Genomic DNA, 18,577 nt, shown 5'->3' with positions numbered 1-18,577 from the left:
AGGTTGGAAATGTCCGCGCGTAGTGACTTGGTGCCGCTTCAACCGGGCGACCGTGCGCCGAACGTGGTACTCGACGCCATTACCCAGGAAGGCAAGATCGCGCTTGACGACTTTCGCGGACAAAAACCGGTGCTGGTCGGCCTGTTTCGAGGTCTGCATTGTGCGTTTTGCCGGCGCCATATCGCCGCCCAGGCGCGGCTTGATCCGGAGCTGCGCGAAAAGGGCGTGGAGAGCCTGACGGTGGTCAACACGCCGATCGAACGGGCGCGTCTCTATTTCCGCTACCATCCGATGCCGAATCTGCTTGCGGCCTCCGACCCTGAACGCGCTTCACATCGTGCTTTTGGACTGCCCAATCTCGAATTCACCCAAAACGAGACGAACTGGCCGTACAAGGTCTCGATGGCAGCGGCAAAGGATATGCGGGTCGACATACCAGGCGAGTTGCCCGGTCCTATGGATCCTCTTGAGGCCAGCGAAATCCTCAACAAGAAGGACCATTACGAACTGACCGAAGCCGACGAGCAGATGATAGCAACGGGACACGGACAATTGATCGGTCAGTTCCTGCTGGACCGGCAAGGGATCGTCCGCTGGAGCTTCACGGAGGTTCCAGAGGGCGGGCGATACATGTTTGGGGCGCCAAGCCCGCAGGAGCTGATGTCAGCCGTGTCCCAAGTCGCCCAATAGACTTGCGAACGAGGTAAGCGGAACGGGACGCTGAACAAAACGCGGAACCAACTTGTTACAAATCTAGACACTGACAAGTTCACGGTTCATGCGAGCACGGCCTCGACAACCGCAACAAAGTCATCGAGCGAACGATCCCCACGAATTTCGATGCGCGGAAGGTCGATGGGATCGCAATCGAGGTCCGCCGGCCCGTGTCTGCCGCCGAAGCCGATTCGATAGCCGCACTCCTTGGCCAGCCTGCCAAGCCGTCGGTCGGTGACCGAGAAGGGTGCCGCGAACGCCGCGGTTGGCCGACCGGTCCACCGTTCGATGAACATACGAGAGCGCAGAAGCTCGGCGGCCAAGTCAGAGCTCGACAGACCATCGATCGCGCGATGCGTCGCCAGATGGCTTCCGAAGAAGGCGCCTTCGCCGGCGAGGCGTCGCACCGTCCCGGCGTCCATAAGCTGCGTCGGCGGGCCGCTGTAGGCGTCCCACTGTGCACTTTCACCCACCAAGTCCGTCACCAGGAACACTTCCGCGGTCAGGTCGTTCGCGCGCAGGGTCGGCCAGGCATGGTCGGCAAAGTTCTGGAAGCCGTCATCGAAGGTGATGAGCACCGGGCGGCCAACGAAAGGCTGACGGTTGGCGATGAACCATTCCAGCTTCTCGGAGCTAATCGCGTGAAAGCCATTGGCGCGCAGCCATGTCATTTGGCTGGCGAATGCGGCGGGCGTGAGCCGAAAACGGGCGAGCGCGGCCGGACCTTCATCGGAGACGCTGTGATACATGAGGACAGGGATACGCTGCCGCCGCTCGCTACGTGCGACGTCGCGGCGCAAGGCCCGCGCCCCGCCCCAGACGATCTTTCGCGCGACCCCCATATCGATGCGCGCGCGGATTGGCACATGATCAATGACTGGTTCCGTCGCCACGTCGCCTGGTGACAGGCGGCGGAAGCGGTCTATGCGATAGAGCTCGGTCTGGATCGATTGCTCGAGGACAAGACCTTCGGTCCCTGCCAGCGTCTCCGAGATCGCTTGTGCACCGAATGTGTTCCAGTCGAAGCCCGTCCTCTCAGGATTGTCACGTAGCACGAATGCGTGTGCGCTGATGAAGCTGCCGCCAGGCGCCAATGCCTCAACGACTTTCTTGGCGAAGCGTTGCAACTCGGCGAGATCATCCAGGTAATAGAGCACTTCCGAACAGAAGATCAGATCCATCTCACCCGGCAGCGTATCGGCCATGAAATCCAGTACGCCGAACTCAACATTCGGCTGATCGCCGCATCGCGCGCGCGCCCGCTCGATGGCTATGGCGGAGATGTCAGTTGCGGTCAAATGGCTCACGCGCGGCGCCAGTTGCCGCGTGAAGTGGCCTTCCGCACAGGCCAGCTCAAGCGCCCGTCCAATGGGACCGGCAGGCAGAATTTCGAGCTGCCGCTCATATTTCTCCTGCTCATAGGACGAACCGTAATTCCAGGGATCCTCGGTCGCGAAATAGCCATTCCAGAACGACGTGCGATCCTTGTCGTGCCTGGCCCGTGCGCGGCGCAGCGCCGGGGGAGGCTCCGCAGGTTCGGCGCTCGACCGAACCAGCTCCCGCGCTTCCTCGGCCAATTGGGCGAGTTTGCCGAAGTGACTGTCCGGATCGGACCGGCCCTCAAGCCGCTCAGGGGGCACGACATTCAGGATCAATTCGATCCAATAATCCCTTGTCACTGTCCCAAGTACGCCGAATTGCACGACAGCCTCGATCTGGCCATCCATCATCAGATAGGCATAGATTTGATCGATTCCTTCCGGCATTTCGATCGAGGTCGGATTTCGCGCGTCGACACGAATTCCAAGTGTCCGCGCCAGCCTGCGCGGCGCGGCGAGATCGTCGACGTCGAGCAGCATTTGCTCAAGATGATACTGGACGCGGCGAGCCGCGTCGGGATTGTTCCAGACCTTGCCGAGTTCGATGATCAACTCGGTGAGGGAGCCGCCGAACCTGTCCCACCTGGCAGCCAATTGCGCTGGCACCGACAGGCTTCCGACCGCTAGGCCATCGAAGATCACCTTGGCGATCTCTCGCGCCCATTTGCGTCCTGGCGGGAGGGCGCGCAGGGACCGCGGGTTGATCGAGCGCGAGCCGCTGCCGCAATCCGACGCGGCGTTCCACAACGCGAACCACGCGAGTGCCTCGGAGGCGGTACCGCCGTTCGCCTCGATCGCTCCATTGGCGTGAGCCGACGCCGGGTGTTTGACCCTGGGATCGGCGGAAAAGCCGCGGGCGATCACGATTTCAGCATCTGCCAGCATCTGCGTCGAATTGCGGCTGAGCGCGTTGGGGCTGGTCCGATAGAAAGCGAGCGGCTCATCGACCATCACCCAATTTTTGCCCAGACGTGCGAGGCGCTGCCACAGGTCCCAGTCCTCGCAGGTGCGCAGCGACACATCGAAACCGCCCAACTCGACAATTGTCTCGCGGTCGACCAGCAGCGCGTGAATGGCGATGGCACACCTGCGGGCGAATGTCTCGAAGGGCTGGATCGCAACCTCCGTTGCGATGCTCAACGCGGTGAGTTCGCCATCGGGCATCACGCGCCGGGAACCGCAATAGGCGGCCACTGCATCGGGAACGGATTTCAGTGCCGCCAGCATTTTGGCGAGGAAGCTGGCATCCACCCAATCGTCGGCATCCAGAAACATGAGCCAGCGGCCGCGCGCTGTCGAAATCCCGCTATTGCGCGCGCCGGCGGCGCTATACGCGCAAGACCTCAACGTCCGGAATCGGGCATCGTGCTCTACATAACCGGCGATGATCGAGGGGGTGCGGTCCATGGAGGCGTCGTCGACGATGATCGCCTCCCAATCCACTATTTCCTGATCGAGAAGGCAATCGAGTGCGCGCGCGAGCGTTACCTCCGCGTTGTGCGCAGGAACCACGATTGAAACCAAGGGATCATGCGCCACGCCGTCTTACCCGCGCCCGGTCCGAAGGCAGAACAAGATGCGTTGATCTTTCTTGGCCTGCCGGCGAGCGTTGCGCCGACGGTTTGCTCGGCATTGAAAATCGGTACCATACCGCCTTGCGGTAGCATTGTCCTGGATCATCGAGCTTTCGTTTTCTTCGGCAAGAGTCGGCGAATGTCAAAACCGGATGACGGCATCGGATGGCAGCACTGCCCTGTCAAGATCGGGGCGAATTAGAGACAGGCAAAAGACTTGAAGACAGGCTAAATAGCAAGCGTGCATGCCCGACGGCTTGGAGCTGAGGTCGATGCGCCAGGGCATCTCCGCTCTCGCATTTCATCTGCAAAAAGATGATCGCGGGCGAAGACACGAGCGCAAGCTGATCCGGATCGAGCCGCATGTCGAAATCTATCCGAATGGGGACGCACGAACCGACTTGAGCCGAGAAAATTCCGGCTTGCGGGTCGGCTATTTTGCTGACATGTTTATCAGTTTCTAAATTAGCGCTGTGGCAATGTCAAAAGAAGGGGCATGGGATGGCCAAGGAATCTTCGAGTACCGCTTCTTCGGCAAATAAAGCGGACGCAAATCTGACAAGTAATGCAGACGGAAGCGGGCTGAACTTCATGGCGGGCCAGGCTCGCGAGAGCGGGCCTCCCGGCGACGCTGTAGGTGTCGACAAGATACGTGATCTGCTGTTCGGCAACCAGATGCAGGACTATGACCGCCGCTTTTCCAAGCTTGAAGAACGGGTCTTGCAGCGCTTCAAGGATGTCGAATCCGAGGCCAAGCGCAATCTTGAAATGTACGAGTCAAATGCAAAGAAGCAGGTCGACTCGCTTGCGGCGCAATTGCGGAACGAAAAAGACGCGCGAGCCGACGCCGATAAGGAGATTGATCGGAATCTTCGCGAGCAAAATCAGGCGCTCGAAAAGCAGGTGCGCGCGTTGTCGGATCAGTTGAGCGAGCTTGAGCGGGAAGTTGCGGACCGGATAAATCGAAACGATCATTTGCTGCGTGAGGAAATCAAGCAAAAGAATGAAAGCATTCAGATGCTGATGGAGAAAATGTTTTCCGATCTTGGCAATGTCAAGACTGACCGAAATCTTTTGGCTGGCCTGTTTGTCGAGGTTGCAAAATGTCTAAATCAGGATCCCGTCGGCAGCAAGAACAACTCGGAGCGTACCTGGAAAGTGAGTTGATGGGAACTTGACGTCGACTGTCGACCCAATCAGCCTCCCTAAAAGAGCGGCTTCGAACGATACAGAGATTGATCGCGAGGCTCTGGCTCGCCTTTTGATCGAAATTGCCCGGAACGTTGATCCGGACTATCGTGCGCGTCTCGACGGAATCCCAACCGCCGATCCTCGCATGGAAACGCTTCGCCAGTTGCTGGTCGGCCGCGAAATTTCGGAGCTTTCACGAGTTACCCACCTGCTCGACGAACCTGAGCAGCTTGCGGCGGCAGTGGGGGGCGTCCTCCCCGGTGCAGCCGCACGCGCGTCTCATGCGCAACTCGGCGAGGCCCTTGCGCCAGTTGTCGAGAGGGCTGTGCAACGGTCCATCCAGAAAAGCCCGCGCACGCTGACGGATATATTATACCCGGTGTTTCTGCCGGCTATTCGCAAGTCGATCGGCGAAAAGATCGACCAAACCTTTCAGTCGCTGAATGAAACCTTAAGACACATATTTACTTGGCATGGGCTCAAGTGGAGATTTGAAGCTTGGAGAACGGGGGCAAGCTTCTCAGAAGTTGTTCTTAGGCATTCTCTTGTCTATCGTGTAGAACATGTCTTTCTCATTCACCGCAATTCCGGGCTTTTGATCAAGCATGTAACTGCCGAAAACGCAACCAGCGAAGATCCTCAACTGATTTCCTCGATGCTTAGTGCAATTCAGGATTTTGTAAAAGACTCATTTAACGAGAAAGAACAGAGTGGCCTGGACACTATCCGTTTCGGGGAGCTTCGTCTCTGGTCGGAAGTTGGGCCGTTTGCGACCTTGGTTGCGGTGATCCGGGGAAATCCGCCGGAGGAATTACATGAAATAATTCGCGATGTATTGCTTCGCATCCATGATGAATGCTCACAGGCCCTGGAGCAGTTTGACGGCGACAGTTCGCAGTTGGCTGGCGTCGAGACGCAGTTGCAGACCTGCGTTGATCTGAAGCAGGAGGAATCAAACCAGGGATTTCCGTGGCTGGTCCTGGCTGCAGTCCTGCTGGTTTTGATTCCCGCAGGCGGTTGGTTCTTTCTTTCCTGGCAATCCGGGCAGCGCTGGCAGGCGTATGTGTCGCGACTGGGGATCCAGCCGGGCATCATCGTTGCCGACCAAAAGGTGCGCGATGGCCAATTCTATATTACCGGCCTGAGAGACCCTCTTGCCGCCGACCCGCAGTCGCTGTTGGCCGGAACGCAGGTCGATCCCGCCCGCGTTCATTCACACTGGCAATTCTATCAGAGTCTTGAGCCGGAGTTCGTGTTGAAGCGGCTGACGGCGTCGCTGGTTCCGCCGGATTCAGTACGACTTTCGATCGTCAATGATCGCATCGTTGCCGAGGGGGAGGCTCCCGACACCTGGATAGATCGGGCGCGCGCAGCAGCCCAGCAACTTTCGGCAGGTGGACCGGAATTCGATATCTCCAGGGTTCGTGATGTGAGCCCCGAAGCACGCGCGGCGGAGCGCTGGCAGACTTATGTGTCGCGACTGGAGGCCCAGCCGGGTATTATCGTTGCCGAACAAAAGGTGCGCGATGGCCAATTCTATATTGCCGGCCTGAGAGACCCTCTTGCCGCCGACCCGCAGTCGCTGTTGGCCGGTACGCAGGTCGATCCCGCCCGCGTTCATTCGCAGTGGCAATTCTATCAGAGCCTTGAGCCGGAGTTCGTGCTGAAGCGGCTGACAGCGTCGCTTAACCCGCCGAAATCGGTTCGGCTTTCGATCGTCGAGGATCGCATCGTTGCCGAGGGTGAGGCTCCCGACACCTGGATAGATCGGGCGCGCGCAGCGGCCCGACAGCTTTCGGCAGGCGGACCGGAATTCGACATCTCCAAAGTTCGTGATGTGAGCCCCGAAGCACGCGCGGCGGAGCACTGGCAGGCCTATGTGTCACGACTGGAGGCCCAAGCGGGAATCATCGTCGCCCAGCAAACGGCGAGGGGCGGACATTTCTATATTTCCGGCCTGAGAGACCCGCAGGCCGCCGACCCGCAGGTTCTGCTGTCCGGAACAGGGGTCGATCCTGCCCGCGTTCATTCGCAATGGCAATTCTATCAAAGCCTTCATCCGAAGTTCGTGGTGAAGCGGCTGATGGCGTCGCTGACTCCGCCGGATTCAGTACGGCTTTCGATCATCAAGGATCGCATCGTTGCCCAGGGTGAGGCTCCTGCCGCCTGGATAGATCGGGCGCGGGTCGCCGCCCAACAGCTGTCCGCGGACGGACTCTCTCTAGAACTCTCCGAGCTGCGTGAGTTGACCCCTCCGGAACTGACTCATTTGAGGGAGGCTATTCAAACGGTCAGCATTTTCTTCGATTCTGGCAAGGCTGTACCGGGACCAGAGCAACTGCCGGTTCTCGACAAATTGGCGAGTCAGTTGAAGGAATTGGCCACGGACGCCCGCAAGGCAGGGGTAACAGCACAATTCATGTTGACCGGCCATTCGGACGAGACGGGCCGTGAAACGGCCAAGTTGTCGATCAGCGCGGCGCGCGCGGAAACAGTTCGTGCGCTTCTCAAGAAACGCGGCGTCGATCCGGAATTGCTCTTGGTTCGCGGCGCGGGCACCTTTGAGCCAGCGGAGACTGAAAATAGCCGAACCGGGAGCTCCGCGAACCGCAGAGTTTCGGTTACGGTAAACTTCCACTAGGCGGAGCCCAGGATATTGCAAAAGAAGATCTGCATGTTGGGCGGGTTCGCTGTCGGAAAGACGAGTCTGGTTCGCAGGTTTGTGCAAAGCATCTTTTCAGAAACCTACTTGACCACGGTGGGAGTGAAAATCGACAAGAAGAGTGTCGCATTCCCGGACAAAACCGTGGATCTGATTTTGTGGGACTTGGCCGGCGAAGACGATATCGGCTCATTCCGCGTCAGCTATGTGCGAGGTGCGAGTGGGCTCGTGCTTGTCGTCGATGGAACACGCGCGGCTACTCTTGCCGTGGCGCTCACATTGCGCGAACGGGCCGAGGCTGAATTCGGCGCTATGCCGTTTGTATTGCTGTTCAATAAATCAGATCTGGCCGACCGGTGGGAAATATCGGATAGCGAAATTAACGAACTGAGGCAACTTGGATGGCCAATCTATCTAACAAGCGCGCTTTCGGGTGAACACGTTGATGATGCATTTCGTCAACTTGCTTCGATGGTCAGCAAATAAACCATGCATGTCTTGCCAAGAGAAGTTAGAAGCTGGATTTACGATTTCTTCTACAACGAGCGCTCCGTCGCATATCTAAAAATCGACGCCCAGCTTTGCGTAGCTGCGAAGGGCGGTAACGTTGAACATTACGGACTCTCGTCAGTTCGCATAGGTAAGCCTGTTGCAGAGCAGCTTGAATTCATGGAAGGTTTGTTGCCCTGCCCGGAGCTTCCATTTGATATGGACATGGTCGAACTGCCCGGCGGGCGTGTCGCGGACCTCCATCTTTTTGCTGACAATGCCTGCGTGTGGCTGCTCTTTCTTGACGCCGCTGCCGAACGCGACAATAGGCAGCGGCTTCAACAGAAGGCTTATGAAATGACGCTTCTGCAAGAGAGGGAGCGTCAACTCAACGAGAAATTACAATCGATGAACGAGGCGTTGAGGGCCAGCCAAGAGGGATTGTCGCGTGAATACCAACGCGCCGAAGCCCTACTCCTCAACATTCTTCCGGCGTCGATCGCGGAGCGCTTAAAAGCGGACGAACAAATTGCAGACAACCATGCTGACGTGAGTGTGCTTTTTGCCGACATCGTCGGTTTTACGGAAAGAGCGCGGAGCGTCGGAGCCGTAACGACGCTCGCTATTTTAAATTACTTCTTCAAGGCGGCGGATCTGCTCTCGGAGCAATACGGCTGCGAAAAGATCAAGACAATCGGCGATTGTGTAATGGTGGTCGCTGGCCTGCCCGCCGCGCGATCCGATCATGCGGAAGCCCTTGCGCACTATGCACTTGAACTGCGCAACGAGGTCAAGCGCGAACGCTTCGCAGGAGAACCGATAAGACTCAGAATTGGAATTCACTCAGGACCAATCGTGGCGGGCGTCATAGGCAAAAGGCGGTTTGCCTATGATCTATGGGGCGACACCGTTAATCTCGCCGCACGTATCCAAACGTCCGCGGAGCCCGATGAAATCCGTATTTCGGATGCAACTCATCAACTGCTTGGACCAAATTTTGCTTGCGACCCACTCGAGGAAACGGAATTGCGTGGTACAGGTCGTGTGCGAATGTGGCGGCTCCCGGCCTGATTTGCCGGATGGCAGTGCCGACTCGGAAGCGCATTGCATCTCAAGCAACATCATGGTTTCCAATGTCCGCAGCGGTGCGCGAAGCAGTTGACCACCGAGCGACCGCCAAAGGTCTGTCCTGGTCAGCTCAGGAAATCAGTTCCTGAGGTTTAACGTCGATGCCCAGTTTATAGAACGGCCGGAGACCTGGGCCGAGGTCGGAATGCCCTGCCCCCGCGGCTAAATAAACACCGCCAAGTACCCGGCGCAAGGTCCGGCTCGGAACGATGACGTCTTGCACCGCAACATCGGTTTCTTCAAGGTAAGGCAACAACGGACATAGATGTCGTTGCTTGCCGATTTGACCGGAAGGTTACAGCACGATGCCACGCATCACTCGACGATTGGGGGCCAGGAATCTGGCGCGCCCGGCACGGCGTCTCGGAGACCTGACCGCGATGTTTGCCTTGATTGCCAGGCCGCTCGTCTTTGGGATCGCCCTTTTGTTGGCTGGTCAGGCACAGGCGCAGGCGCCGGCGACGGTCCCGCCTGAAAGGGTCAAACAGCTGTTCGAGCTTCTCGACGATCCGTCAGTGAAGGCCTGGGTGGCCGAACAGCGAAATCAGGACGCCGGGTCAACGGGAGCGCCTGCCGAGCCAGGGGCTTCGCCGACCGACGCATCGTCCGGCGCCTTGGCCGCACCAGGCCCGATGAATACGATGGCATCCTCGACGCTCGATGGGATCAGGCATCATATCGAAAGAATCGTGCGAACTTTGCCCTTGCTGCCAAGCCAGTTCGCGCGCGTTCGGGCAGAGACAATGGAGGATATGTCCAGCAAGGGGCCTGCCGGCGTATTTGTGCTGATTGCAATGTTCATCGCTGCCGGCCTGGCGCTCACTTGGGCAACGTACAAGCTCACCCGCCCATTTCGTCTCTGGATTATCGCGCAACCGAAGGATACGCCCGTTGGGCGAGCCAAGAAGATTGGTGGCCGCCTGCTTTATTCCAGCCTGCTGATAGTCTCTTTCGCACTGGGCAGCGCCGGCGCATTCATGTTGTTCGACTGGCCGATGCTTATCCGCGAGATTGTACTGACATTTCTGATGGCGGCAGTCGTTACATGGGGTGTGCGCATGTACGTCATGGCCATGCTCGTCCCTTCCTTCATGAACGTCGAGAACGCCGTCGAGGTTCGTGCTTTGCCGATCACCAACGACGCGGCTGACCATTGGTCCTATTGGCTACCCCGGATCGTCGGCGTCTTCGCCTTCTTCGGCGCCGCGTTTATCCTCTTGCCAGGTCTCGGCATCGATCAGGACGGAATGATGGTCCTGTCACTGGGCGCCGATTTCGTGCTGCTGTTGCTCCTGCTGCTTGCCATTTGGCGTCGGCCAAGAACGCAGCGAGACGGTGCGAGCCACATCGGTCACACGGAAGCGACATGGCTATTGACTGCTTATTTCGTCGTCCTGTTCCTGCAGCGTATCGCCGGCCTTAATACATACTTCTGGTTCACCTTCGCCGCATTCTTCCTGCCTTTGGCGATCGTGGTGACGCAGCGCGGGGTTAATTTCGTTCTGCGGCCAGGTTCGGAAGATGTCGGCCGGCCCACGATCCCGGCGGTGACGATCGCTGTCATCGATCGCGGAATCCGAATGATTTTCATCCTGGCGGCGGCTTACCTTCTCGCACGTGTCTGGGGTCTGGACATGCAATCCATGCGGGACAGCGATACGACGACGACGTTCATATTGCGCGGCTTGATCAATGTCGTGGTGATTGCCCTCGCCGCCGACTTCGGCTGGTCGATCATCAAAGCTTTGATTGAACGAAAGCTCGGCATCGAAACACCGCACCCTGTGATCAGCGACGAGGACGTTCCGGTCCTCGATCCGCAGCAGGCGCGGCTGCACACGCTCTTGCCGATCCTCCAGAACATTCTGCTCGCATCGATCATCGTGATGGCGGTGCTTATGATGCTCGCCTCGCTGGGAATCCAGATCGGCCCATTGATCGCTGGCGCCGGCGTCGTCGGCGTCGCCGTGGGCTTTGGCGCACAAACCATCGTCAAGGACGTCATTTCAGGCGTGTTTTTCCTGCTCGATGATGCGTTCCGTGTCGGCGAATACATTTCATCGGGCAATTACAAGGGTACTGTGGAAAGCTTCTCGCTGCGCTCGGTGAAGCTGCGCCACCATCGTGGTCCGCTGTTCACGATACCTTTCGGTGAACTCGGGGCAGTCCAGAACCAGAGCCGTGACTGGGTTATCGACAAATTCAACATCACCGTTGGTTATGACACCGATATCGACTTCGCTCGCAAGCTGATCAAGCGGATCGGCCTCGAACTGGCGGAAGATCCAGAGTTCAAACACTGGGTGCTCGACCCGATCAAGATGCAGGGCGTACAGGAGTTCGGCGAATACGGCATCGTGTTGAGGGTCAAGGCCACAACCAAACCGGGAGGCGCCTTCGGTATGAAGCGCAAATTCTATGTACGCCTCCGCCAAGTCTTCAAAGAGCAGGGCATCGAACTCCCATTTCCGACCGTCCAGGTCCAGGGGCTACAGAACCCACATGGGGCAGAGAATGCGCCGTTGGAGCTCACACCCGAGTTGAAAATGGCCGTCGCGCAGTCGCATACCAATCGGCGCAGAAAAAAAGCTAGCACAACGGAATAGGGAAGCTGTGACACCTGCCGGTCACAGCGCCGCTTTCACGACGAAGAACGTCTTGCCGATCCGTCAGAAATTTGCGCTCTTGATTTCAAACACCATTTCGACCGTCCGCGATTGCTCGGTTTCAGCGACTATCGGTATCATCAATCGATTTCTTTCTGACGACCGCCGACCGAGCCGTACCGGCAGTTCCCAAAAAGACCGTCGCGAGATTTACATCGGGCTGCGGTACGCTTGAGACCGCGCCATCGACTACCTGGCGGACGTCAGTCGCGCGATACGGACAGTCCCGCGAGAAGCGGCGCGTACGCGGCGAGCCTGCGGGATACGAACTCCGTGAAGAGCCGCACGCGCTTCGTCTTGCGTGTCTCCCCCTGCGTGAGAAGCCAGAGCGTTCCATGCATGTGCAGGTCGGCGCCCGGCACCCTCACCAGTAGAGGGTCGGCATCCCCGACGAAGCACGGCAGTGTCGTCATCCCGAGCCCTTGCCGTACTGCAACGATCTGCGCCTCGCCGTCCGTGGTCCTGAACGGAACCCCCGTGGTGCGAACCTCACCCTCGCGGGCCCAGTCCGGGATTCCATGAATGCTTATGACGATCCACCGGATGGGATCAGACGAACCCGCACGCCATGCGGTTAGTCGATCGCGAGACATGTAGACGCCGCCGAACAGCTCCGGTCCCTTCAGGCCGTGAAGATTGAGCGGCAGGGTTTTGCGGTCGTAAACGACGCGGATCGCGACATCGGCCTCTCGGTTGGTCAGATTTGCCAGCTCGCCGGACGACAAGATTTCCATCTCGATATCCGGATGCAGACGCGCGAAATCGGCGAAGTCCGGCATGAGCAGGTGTGTCGCGAGGGGCGGTGCCAGCGTCACCCGCAAGAGTCCGCGTACGCCCTGGTCGCGCCCGAAGATTCGCGTCTCCAGCCGGTTCGACGACGCCTCCATCTGCTCCGCGAACTCGAGGACTTCCTCGCCCGCAGCCGTCAGGCGGTAGCCCGAGGGCAGCTTCTCGAACATCTGCGCCCCCAGCCGCTCCTCCAGTTGGGCAAGGCGCCGCAGCACTGTGGTGTGGTTAACCCCGAGGCGCTCGGCGGCAGCCCGCACCGAGCCTCCGCGCGCGACGGCAAGAAAGTAGCGAACGTCGTCCCAGTCGATCATGGTGCAATCCCGCACCGCGGGGTGCGCCTTCCAAAGCCCGTATCTAACACATCGAACAGCAATACGCGCGGTCATCATAGCCTATGTCGGCGAGCGCGGCCCAATTCCGAACGGCGGACACCGGTCATAGCGCCAGTCGTCCGGCCGGATCGATTTCGCACCACCGATGTGCGCGCTTCCGCACTCAATAACTGACGCCGGCGGACCCATTTCGAGGTTCTCGGAGGCAGATGCTGTCCCGACGCCACGAAAAGGAGAAGTCATGGGAAAGCTTGAGGGTAAGGTTGCAGTCATCACGGGCGGATCGAGCGGCATGGCGCTGGCGAGCGCCAAGCGGTTCGTTGAAGAGGGCGCTTATGTTTTCATCACGGGCCGGAGACAGGAGGCGCTGGACGAGGCCGTCAAGCTGATCGGCCGGAACGTGACCGGCGTGCGCGGCGACGCGGCCAATCTCGACGACCTCGACCGCCTGTTCGATACAGTCAAGCGGGAAAAGGGCAGGATCGACGTCCTGTATGCGAGCGCCGGCACGGGCGAAGCTGTCCCACTGGGCGAGATTACCGAGCAGCACTTCGATGCGGCCTTCGGCCTGAATACGCGCGGCACGCTGTTTACGGTGCAGAAGGCGTTGCCGCTGTTCAACGATGGCGGATCGATCTTCATGACCGGGTCAGTTGCTTCGGTAAAGGGTTTTCCTGGTTACAGCGTGTATGCGGGGAGCAAAGCGGCGCTGCACGCATTCGCACGCGGGTGGCTCAACGAACTCAAGGGCAGGAATATCCGGGTGAACGTGCTGCACCCGGGGCCGATCGCCACACCGATGCAGGACCAGGTTCTCACCGAGGAGGCGAAGCAGATGTTCGAATCCCTGATCCCGCGGGGAAAGATGGGGCGTCCTGAGGAGATTGCGACGGCCGCGCTGTTTCTTGCTTCCGACGATTCGAGCTTCGTGAATGGGGTGGAGTTGTCTGTCGATGGCGGCTTCTCGGCCATCTGAAGGCCGGGGGAATCAATACCAACACGGATCGGAGAAGTATTATGAGCTACGCGATTGTAGGATTCGGTAAGATAGGCCAGGCCCTCGCCCACGCCTTCGCCCGTAAAAACATCGACGTGACCGTCGCGAGCCGCCGGCCGCCCGAGGCGTTGGCGCCGCAGGCTCGGGCGATCGGCCCCACGGTCGTCGCCAAGTCGCTGCGGGAAGCACTCGAGGCCGACACGATCATCTTGGCAATCCCGTTCTGGGAGCACCGCGAGGTTGCGAAGGCCCTGCCGAGCTGGGAAGGCAAGACAGTCATCGACGCGACGAACGTGTTTCCAGTCCCTGAAGAGCTGGACGGTCTCCCGTCCTCCGTCGTCATCGCGAAGGCGTTCATTGGCGCCAAGCTCGTCAAAGCTTTCAATCACCTGGTTGCGGCCACCCTGGCTGCGGATCCGGTCGTCGACGGCGGCCACCGGGTCGTCTTTCTGTCGAGCGACGACGAGGACGCGACCGCTCCCGTGGCGGCCTTGGCCAAACAACTCGGGTTCGCCCCCATCAAGCTGGGAAAGCTTAACGAGGGTGGCGCGCTGGTGCACGCACGCGGCCGTACTTGGGGCCAGCTCATCTTCCAGGATTTGTTCAAGAAGGAGTGACTATCGACATCAATTGGTCGATTTTCCGCTTCGCAGGCACACGCACATTCGGCATAGCGCCTGATAAAAGACCGTCAGCAGTAAAGCGCATGGGCGAGAGAGACCGTTTCGCGACGGCCTCTCCTACGTCCGCCCCGCGGTTATCGGCCGTCGTCCGCCGTTTTGAAAACCCCTGAGGTGATCTGCCCTTTTGGGACTAACCGCGCTTAGAGAATTCCTCGGCTGCGATACGAACCGCCTGCTGTGTCGCGGGATAGCCGCTGTACGGAGTGAGGTTTATGAGCGTTTCCAGGATTTCTTCCCGCGTCGCGCCAACGTTCAACGCGGCGTTGATGTGCACGCGAAGCGGAATCTCTGTCGTGGCAGACCCAACGGCTGCCAGAGCAGCGCAGGCGCTGAGTTCCCGAGACTTCATGTCGATCCCGCTCCGCGAGAACACCTCACCATAAGAATGCTCGACGATCATTCGACCGAGATCAGGTGCGACATCATCGAAACTGCGGACTACGGCATCGCCCGATGAACCGGACGTCTTTGCAAGCGTAGCACGGCCGCGTTCCAACCGGTCTGCGCGGCTCTCGACCACGGCGGGTGGGGGCACATTTGCCGCAATCGTTGGCGACCCGGCAGCGAAGATATCCTTGGCGACGGCGAACGCGTTGAGCGCTGCCGGAAAACCCCGATAGACGCTGAGCTGGATCAGCACCTCGATGATTTCCTCTCGCGTCACGCCATGGGCAAGCGCGCCGGCGAGATGAAGACGGAGCGCCGCCGCACGATTGCCGCTGGCAGCAAGCATCGAGATGATTGCTAACAGTTTGGCTTTTTGTTCGAGGCCGTCGCGCGCCAGCATTTCACCAAAGGCGAACTCGATGGAGAGTTGCGCGAGGTCAGGCGAACCGGCAGCAAAGCCATCGAAATATGCCTGCACATCGCCTCCAGAGAGCCGGTCGAGCGCCTCCAACCCGGCCTGTCGGCGTGTCGATCCATCGCCTGCGGAGGGCTCGATGGGTTCAAAAGCGAGCTTGCGCTCAGCGAACACCGCACGAATAAGGCCGATCGCATTTACCGTTGGCGGGAAGCCGAGGAGCGCTACAGATATAAACATGAGTTCGATGAGCGCCTTCGGCTCGCCGCCGGCGTTGAGGAAGCCCGCCATATGAAACTCCAACTGCGGCTGGGCGCTTCCGTCGGCAAGCAGCATTGAAATAGTGCACAGCTGACGCAATGGGAGGTCGAGACCTGGCCGCGATAGAATGTCTCCGTATGGGTATTCTACGGTGAAACGAGAAAGGTCGACGGATGTCTCGGCAAGACTATTAATCGGCGCGTCGAAATTCTCTCCGCCAATCTGCCGTAAGATTTCAAGACCGCGCGAATAACGACTAGCTTGAGAGGTTGTTGTCATTGCATATGCTTTCTGATTGATCGTGGCGAGAGTCCCGCCCACGGCGACAAGGGCAGCTCCAAAGAACTCTGGCCGGATGCGGTGCGCTGTGCTCGGTTATTGCTGCGTTAGGGCGACACGACATCGGCGATCTCTCTCACGAAGCGTCCCGGACTTGGCCGCGAAACCAAAGAAGGCATCGCGGAACTAGCCATAGTCGAAGGCGCTCGACAAGGAATGCTGGTCGCGACCGGCCCACACCCGGCACAGCCGGATTTGATACAAACCCTCGGAACGTGACCTCTGCAGTCGAGGGTTTGTATCATCGGAGCCGACGCTAATGCCGGCTGATCCCAGTCATCGCGAATTGAGAACTATCGGCTACTTTTGCTGTGCTGGTATCGCCTACAGCGCGATATCCTATCCTACTTTACTCCACAGCACGCCCCTCACTCCCACTCGATTGTTCTTGAATATGGCAACGCACTGATCTAACGGCGCAATTTTTTCTACACTCAATGGAGAACCAACGCAGCGCGCGCCCGGCCTCCCCTTGAATGCCGCTAATCCATGTGTTACATACTGAACCACATGGTTCAGTATGCTCGGACCCGCTTCGATGCCTCGTTCGCCGCGCTCTCGGACGCCACCCGACGCGGCGTTCTGGAGCAGCTCGGACGTGCAGACGCTTCGATCACGGACCTTGCCGAGAAGTTCCACATGACCCTCACGGGCATGAAAAAGCATGTCGGCGTCTTGGAGCAGGCGGGGCTCGTCACCACGGAGAAGGTCGGACGCGTGCGGACCTGCAAGCTCGGCCTGCGCCGACTAGAGGAAGAGGCGGCATGGATCGAGAGGTACAACCAGCTCTGGGACGCACGCTTCGACGAGCTGGATAAGGTTATCGAGGAACTGAAACAGAAGGAGAAGGTCGATGGACGCAGGAAGTGAGAGTGAGCCTACCCCCATGAAGAACCGCACGACGGTGGAACGGAAGTCCGAGCGTGAGCTAGTCGTTACGCGTACCTTTGACGCCCCGGCGCGCATCGTGTTCGAGGCGTGGACCAAGCCCGAGCTGTTCAAGCAGTGGTGGGTGCCGAAGTCGATGGGCATGCTCCTGCGTTCCTGCGAAATGGATGTTCGTGTCGGGGGCAAGTACCGTCTCGAGTTCGAACCCGATGCTATGGTGTTCTTCGGCACGTACCTCGAAGTGACAGCGCACTCGCGCCTCGTCTGGACCAATGAGGAAGATGGTGAGGGTGGGCCCGTGACCACGGTGACCTTCGAGGAAAAAGGTGGCAAGACGCTGCTGGTCCTGCACGAGCTCTATCCCTCGAAGGAAGTTCTCGACGCTGCCGGCACCGGGGCGGCGGATGCAATGGTCGAGACGTTCGAGCAACTGGACGAGCTTCTTATCACCCTGGGCGCGCGCGTGGGACGGTCATGAAGTCGTCGATCTCGCGGTCGGCCGCTTGGCTCTTCACTACGCGGAAGAGAACCCCGACGAGGTCGTCGCCGCCCTCTGCGGACCTACGAGACCATCATCAACCTCATTGACAATACGACCAACCGAGGTGTCTCGTCGTGCGCGTCCGCCTCAACCACCTTTTTGCGCGCCATTCTACGCTGGAGCACTACCGCATTCGGAAACGCATTCTGAGGCCGACGTGCGCGGTGGGCCGCAATCAAATGTCCTCGTCGAGGATAGTTCGGCCGCACAGTCGGAACGGTGCTAGCGCCAGAAGCCTGACCGCCATGCTGATTGCAAAGCTGGCATCGCGCAGGCGGCGAAAAATTCGATGCATTCGTCCCCTTCGTCAGACATTTTCGATCTTGAATATAAAGGGAAAATTCGCCAAGTCGAAACTTGCTCGGTTTCAGAGACTACCGGCATCGATCGATCGAATTTCGAATTGCGCCTTGGCGAAGCATCGTTTGCTCAGCTGCCGGAATACCGTCAACAACGGCCGAATCGCTGCCGTGGGCCCGAGCCGGATTGGACTGCGGACGCACCAGCAGATAGAGCGCGGCGAAGTGTGTGATCATGAGCAAGGGCACATAGACAATCGGGATTACATAAGTGGCGGCCAACTGTCCCGAAAGCGCCGCAAGATTGAACACGGTGCCGTGATAATAATCGACGAAGAGATCGACTATCCCCACAATGTTGTAAGCAAGCACGAGTGGCCAGAAGAAGAAGCGCGCCCTGATCGTGAGAAGCGCCAGGATGGCCAGCAGTCCTGTTGCGAAGTCGCCATATGCGGCGAACTCTGCAAAGCCAGCGGGCAGATCGGGGCCGACAACGCCCGGAAGGATAAAGACCAGCCCAAAAAAGCGGAAAGCGTGCAGGATCGCGATGGCGCGCTGCGCCTCAACGCGGTCCATCGACTTGAGCCTGGGCCAGAAATACACACCGAAGCAGATGAGCCACGGCACGTAGCCCAGAACAAGTTGAATGTCGAAGATCGTTGCCGGTGACATGAAATCTCCTATCGCGACTTGATTCATGCGGCCTCAAGCACCGCTATCAGAATACCGCGCCGTTTCCGCCCGGCTGCGCCGGATTAACTGGCGCAGTGACAGCGTGTGCAGCAGGATCGAGCATGGCACCATGAAGCCGGGGTCAGCACATCGGGATAAGCGCCGGCGCCT

The 18,577-nt window shown here is 59.0% G+C and carries 15 protein-coding genes; 11 read left to right on the top strand and 4 right to left on the bottom strand.

The annotated features are described in order from the left end of the window. Positions 1-9 precede the first annotated feature (9 nt). Positions 10-690, top strand: coding sequence for a redoxin domain-containing protein (locus tag NKH80_RS18730; RefSeq protein WP_254818884.1), 681 nt, complete (start codon positions 10-12; stop codon positions 688-690). A gap of 86 nt (positions 691-776) precedes the next feature. Here the strand turns inward: NKH80_RS18730 and NKH80_RS18725 are convergent, their stop codons facing one another. After that, positions 777-3,632 carry a trifunctional glycosyltransferase/class I SAM-dependent methyltransferase/polysaccharide deacetylase gene (locus NKH80_RS18725; protein ID WP_352992899.1) on the bottom strand — a complete coding sequence of 952 codons (2,856 nt, stop codon included), beginning with the start codon at positions 3,630-3,632 and terminating at the stop codon, positions 777-779. Positions 3,633-3,939: 307 nt separating this feature from the next. Between NKH80_RS18725 and NKH80_RS18720 the strand changes: the two genes are divergently transcribed. From NKH80_RS18720 to NKH80_RS18695, 6 genes are all read left to right on the top strand, one after another. Beyond that, positions 3,940-4,131 (top strand): hypothetical protein, encoded by a 192-nt coding sequence (locus tag NKH80_RS18720; protein WP_352702003.1) that lies wholly within the window; start codon positions 3,940-3,942, stop codon positions 4,129-4,131. A 37-nt stretch (positions 4,132-4,168) separates the two neighbouring features. Beyond that, the gene (locus NKH80_RS18715) at positions 4,169-4,834 is read left to right on the top strand and encodes a DUF3450 domain-containing protein (RefSeq protein ID WP_352506856.1); all 666 of its coding nucleotides are present in this window, start codon (positions 4,169-4,171) and stop codon (positions 4,832-4,834) included. A 94-nt stretch (positions 4,835-4,928) separates the two neighbouring features. Then, a complete protein-coding gene (locus tag NKH80_RS18710) occupies positions 4,929-7,499 on the top strand; it encodes an OmpA family protein (protein WP_352506857.1) in 2,571 nt (856 codons plus the stop codon). 15 nt (positions 7,500-7,514) lie between these two features. Then, positions 7,515-8,006 carry a Rab family GTPase gene (locus NKH80_RS18705; protein ID WP_352992897.1) on the top strand — a complete coding sequence of 164 codons (492 nt, stop codon included), beginning with the start codon at positions 7,515-7,517 and terminating at the stop codon, positions 8,004-8,006. Positions 8,007-8,009: 3 nt separating this feature from the next. Continuing rightward, on the top strand, positions 8,010-9,080 hold the full coding sequence (locus tag NKH80_RS18700) for an adenylate/guanylate cyclase domain-containing protein (protein WP_352992895.1): 1,071 nt from the start codon (positions 8,010-8,012) through the stop codon (positions 9,078-9,080). A gap of 362 nt (positions 9,081-9,442) precedes the next feature. Continuing rightward, a complete protein-coding gene (locus tag NKH80_RS18695; RefSeq protein WP_352992893.1) occupies positions 9,443-11,743 on the top strand; it encodes a mechanosensitive ion channel family protein in 2,301 nt (766 codons plus the stop codon). 263 nt (positions 11,744-12,006) lie between these two features. Here NKH80_RS18695 and NKH80_RS18690 read toward each other — a convergent pair whose 3' ends face one another. Continuing rightward, on the bottom strand, positions 12,007-12,903 hold the full coding sequence (locus NKH80_RS18690; protein WP_352992891.1) for a LysR family transcriptional regulator: 897 nt from the start codon (positions 12,901-12,903) through the stop codon (positions 12,007-12,009). 262 nt (positions 12,904-13,165) lie between these two features. Here NKH80_RS18690 and NKH80_RS18685 point away from each other — a divergent pair, with 262 nt between their 5' ends. Then, positions 13,166-13,900 (top strand): SDR family NAD(P)-dependent oxidoreductase, encoded by a 735-nt coding sequence (locus tag NKH80_RS18685; protein ID WP_254818893.1) that lies wholly within the window; start codon positions 13,166-13,168, stop codon positions 13,898-13,900. 41 nt (positions 13,901-13,941) lie between these two features. After that, positions 13,942-14,538: an NADPH-dependent F420 reductase gene (locus NKH80_RS18680; protein WP_352992889.1), complete on the top strand. Its 597-nt coding sequence runs from the start codon at positions 13,942-13,944 to the stop codon at positions 14,536-14,538. A gap of 196 nt (positions 14,539-14,734) precedes the next feature. Here NKH80_RS18680 and NKH80_RS18675 read toward each other — a convergent pair whose 3' ends face one another. Next, positions 14,735-15,946 (bottom strand): carboxymuconolactone decarboxylase family protein, encoded by a 1,212-nt coding sequence (locus NKH80_RS18675; RefSeq protein ID WP_352992887.1) that lies wholly within the window; start codon positions 15,944-15,946, stop codon positions 14,735-14,737. A 570-nt stretch (positions 15,947-16,516) separates the two neighbouring features. Between NKH80_RS18675 and NKH80_RS18670 the strand changes: the two genes are divergently transcribed. Both NKH80_RS18670 and NKH80_RS18665 read left to right on the top strand, forming a co-directional pair. Further along, the gene (locus tag NKH80_RS18670) at positions 16,517-16,876 is read left to right on the top strand and encodes an ArsR/SmtB family transcription factor (protein WP_352506866.1); all 360 of its coding nucleotides are present in this window, start codon (positions 16,517-16,519) and stop codon (positions 16,874-16,876) included. A 16-nt stretch (positions 16,877-16,892) separates the two neighbouring features. Then, positions 16,893-17,372 (top strand): SRPBCC domain-containing protein, encoded by a 480-nt coding sequence (locus tag NKH80_RS18665; protein WP_352506867.1) that lies wholly within the window; start codon positions 16,893-16,895, stop codon positions 17,370-17,372. A 437-nt stretch (positions 17,373-17,809) separates the two neighbouring features. Here NKH80_RS18665 and NKH80_RS18660 read toward each other — a convergent pair whose 3' ends face one another. Then, positions 17,810-18,406 (bottom strand): DUF8737 domain-containing protein, encoded by a 597-nt coding sequence (locus NKH80_RS18660; protein ID WP_352506868.1) that lies wholly within the window; start codon positions 18,404-18,406, stop codon positions 17,810-17,812. Positions 18,407-18,577 lie beyond the last annotated feature (171 nt).

The organism is Mesorhizobium sp. M0904 (genome assembly GCF_040319475.1).
Taxonomy (GTDB): Bacteria; Pseudomonadota; Alphaproteobacteria; order Rhizobiales; family Rhizobiaceae; genus Mesorhizobium.
This window is presented reverse-complemented; position numbering and strand designations above follow the sequence as displayed.

Excerpts from the sequence above, each read along its gene's own strand:
- NKH80_RS18700 (WP_352992895.1), top strand. The coding sequence starts at position 8,010 with ATGCATGTCTTGCCAAGAGAAGTTAGAAGCTGGATTTACGATTTCTTC.
- NKH80_RS18670 (WP_352506866.1), top strand. The coding sequence starts at position 16,517 with ATGGTTCAGTATGCTCGGACCCGCTTCGATGCCTCGTTCGCCGCGCTC.
- NKH80_RS18685 (WP_254818893.1), top strand. The coding sequence starts at position 13,166 with ATGGGAAAGCTTGAGGGTAAGGTTGCAGTCATCACGGGCGGATCGAGC.
- NKH80_RS18695 (WP_352992893.1), top strand. The coding sequence starts at position 9,443 with ATGCCACGCATCACTCGACGATTGGGGGCCAGGAATCTGGCGCGCCCG.
- NKH80_RS18715 (WP_352506856.1), top strand. The coding sequence starts at position 4,169 with ATGGCCAAGGAATCTTCGAGTACCGCTTCTTCGGCAAATAAAGCGGAC.
- NKH80_RS18720 (WP_352702003.1), top strand. The coding sequence starts at position 3,940 with ATGCGCCAGGGCATCTCCGCTCTCGCATTTCATCTGCAAAAAGATGAT.
- NKH80_RS18660 (WP_352506868.1), bottom strand. The coding sequence starts at position 18,406 with ATGTCACCGGCAACGATCTTCGACATTCAACTTGTTCTGGGCTACGTG.
- NKH80_RS18730 (WP_254818884.1), top strand. The coding sequence starts at position 10 with ATGTCCGCGCGTAGTGACTTGGTGCCGCTTCAACCGGGCGACCGTGCG.
- NKH80_RS18680 (WP_352992889.1), top strand. The coding sequence starts at position 13,942 with ATGAGCTACGCGATTGTAGGATTCGGTAAGATAGGCCAGGCCCTCGCC.
- NKH80_RS18665 (WP_352506867.1), top strand. The coding sequence starts at position 16,893 with ATGAAGAACCGCACGACGGTGGAACGGAAGTCCGAGCGTGAGCTAGTC.
- NKH80_RS18690 (WP_352992891.1), bottom strand. The coding sequence starts at position 12,903 with ATGATCGACTGGGACGACGTTCGCTACTTTCTTGCCGTCGCGCGCGGA.
- NKH80_RS18675 (WP_352992887.1), bottom strand. The coding sequence starts at position 15,946 with ATGACAACAACCTCTCAAGCTAGTCGTTATTCGCGCGGTCTTGAAATC.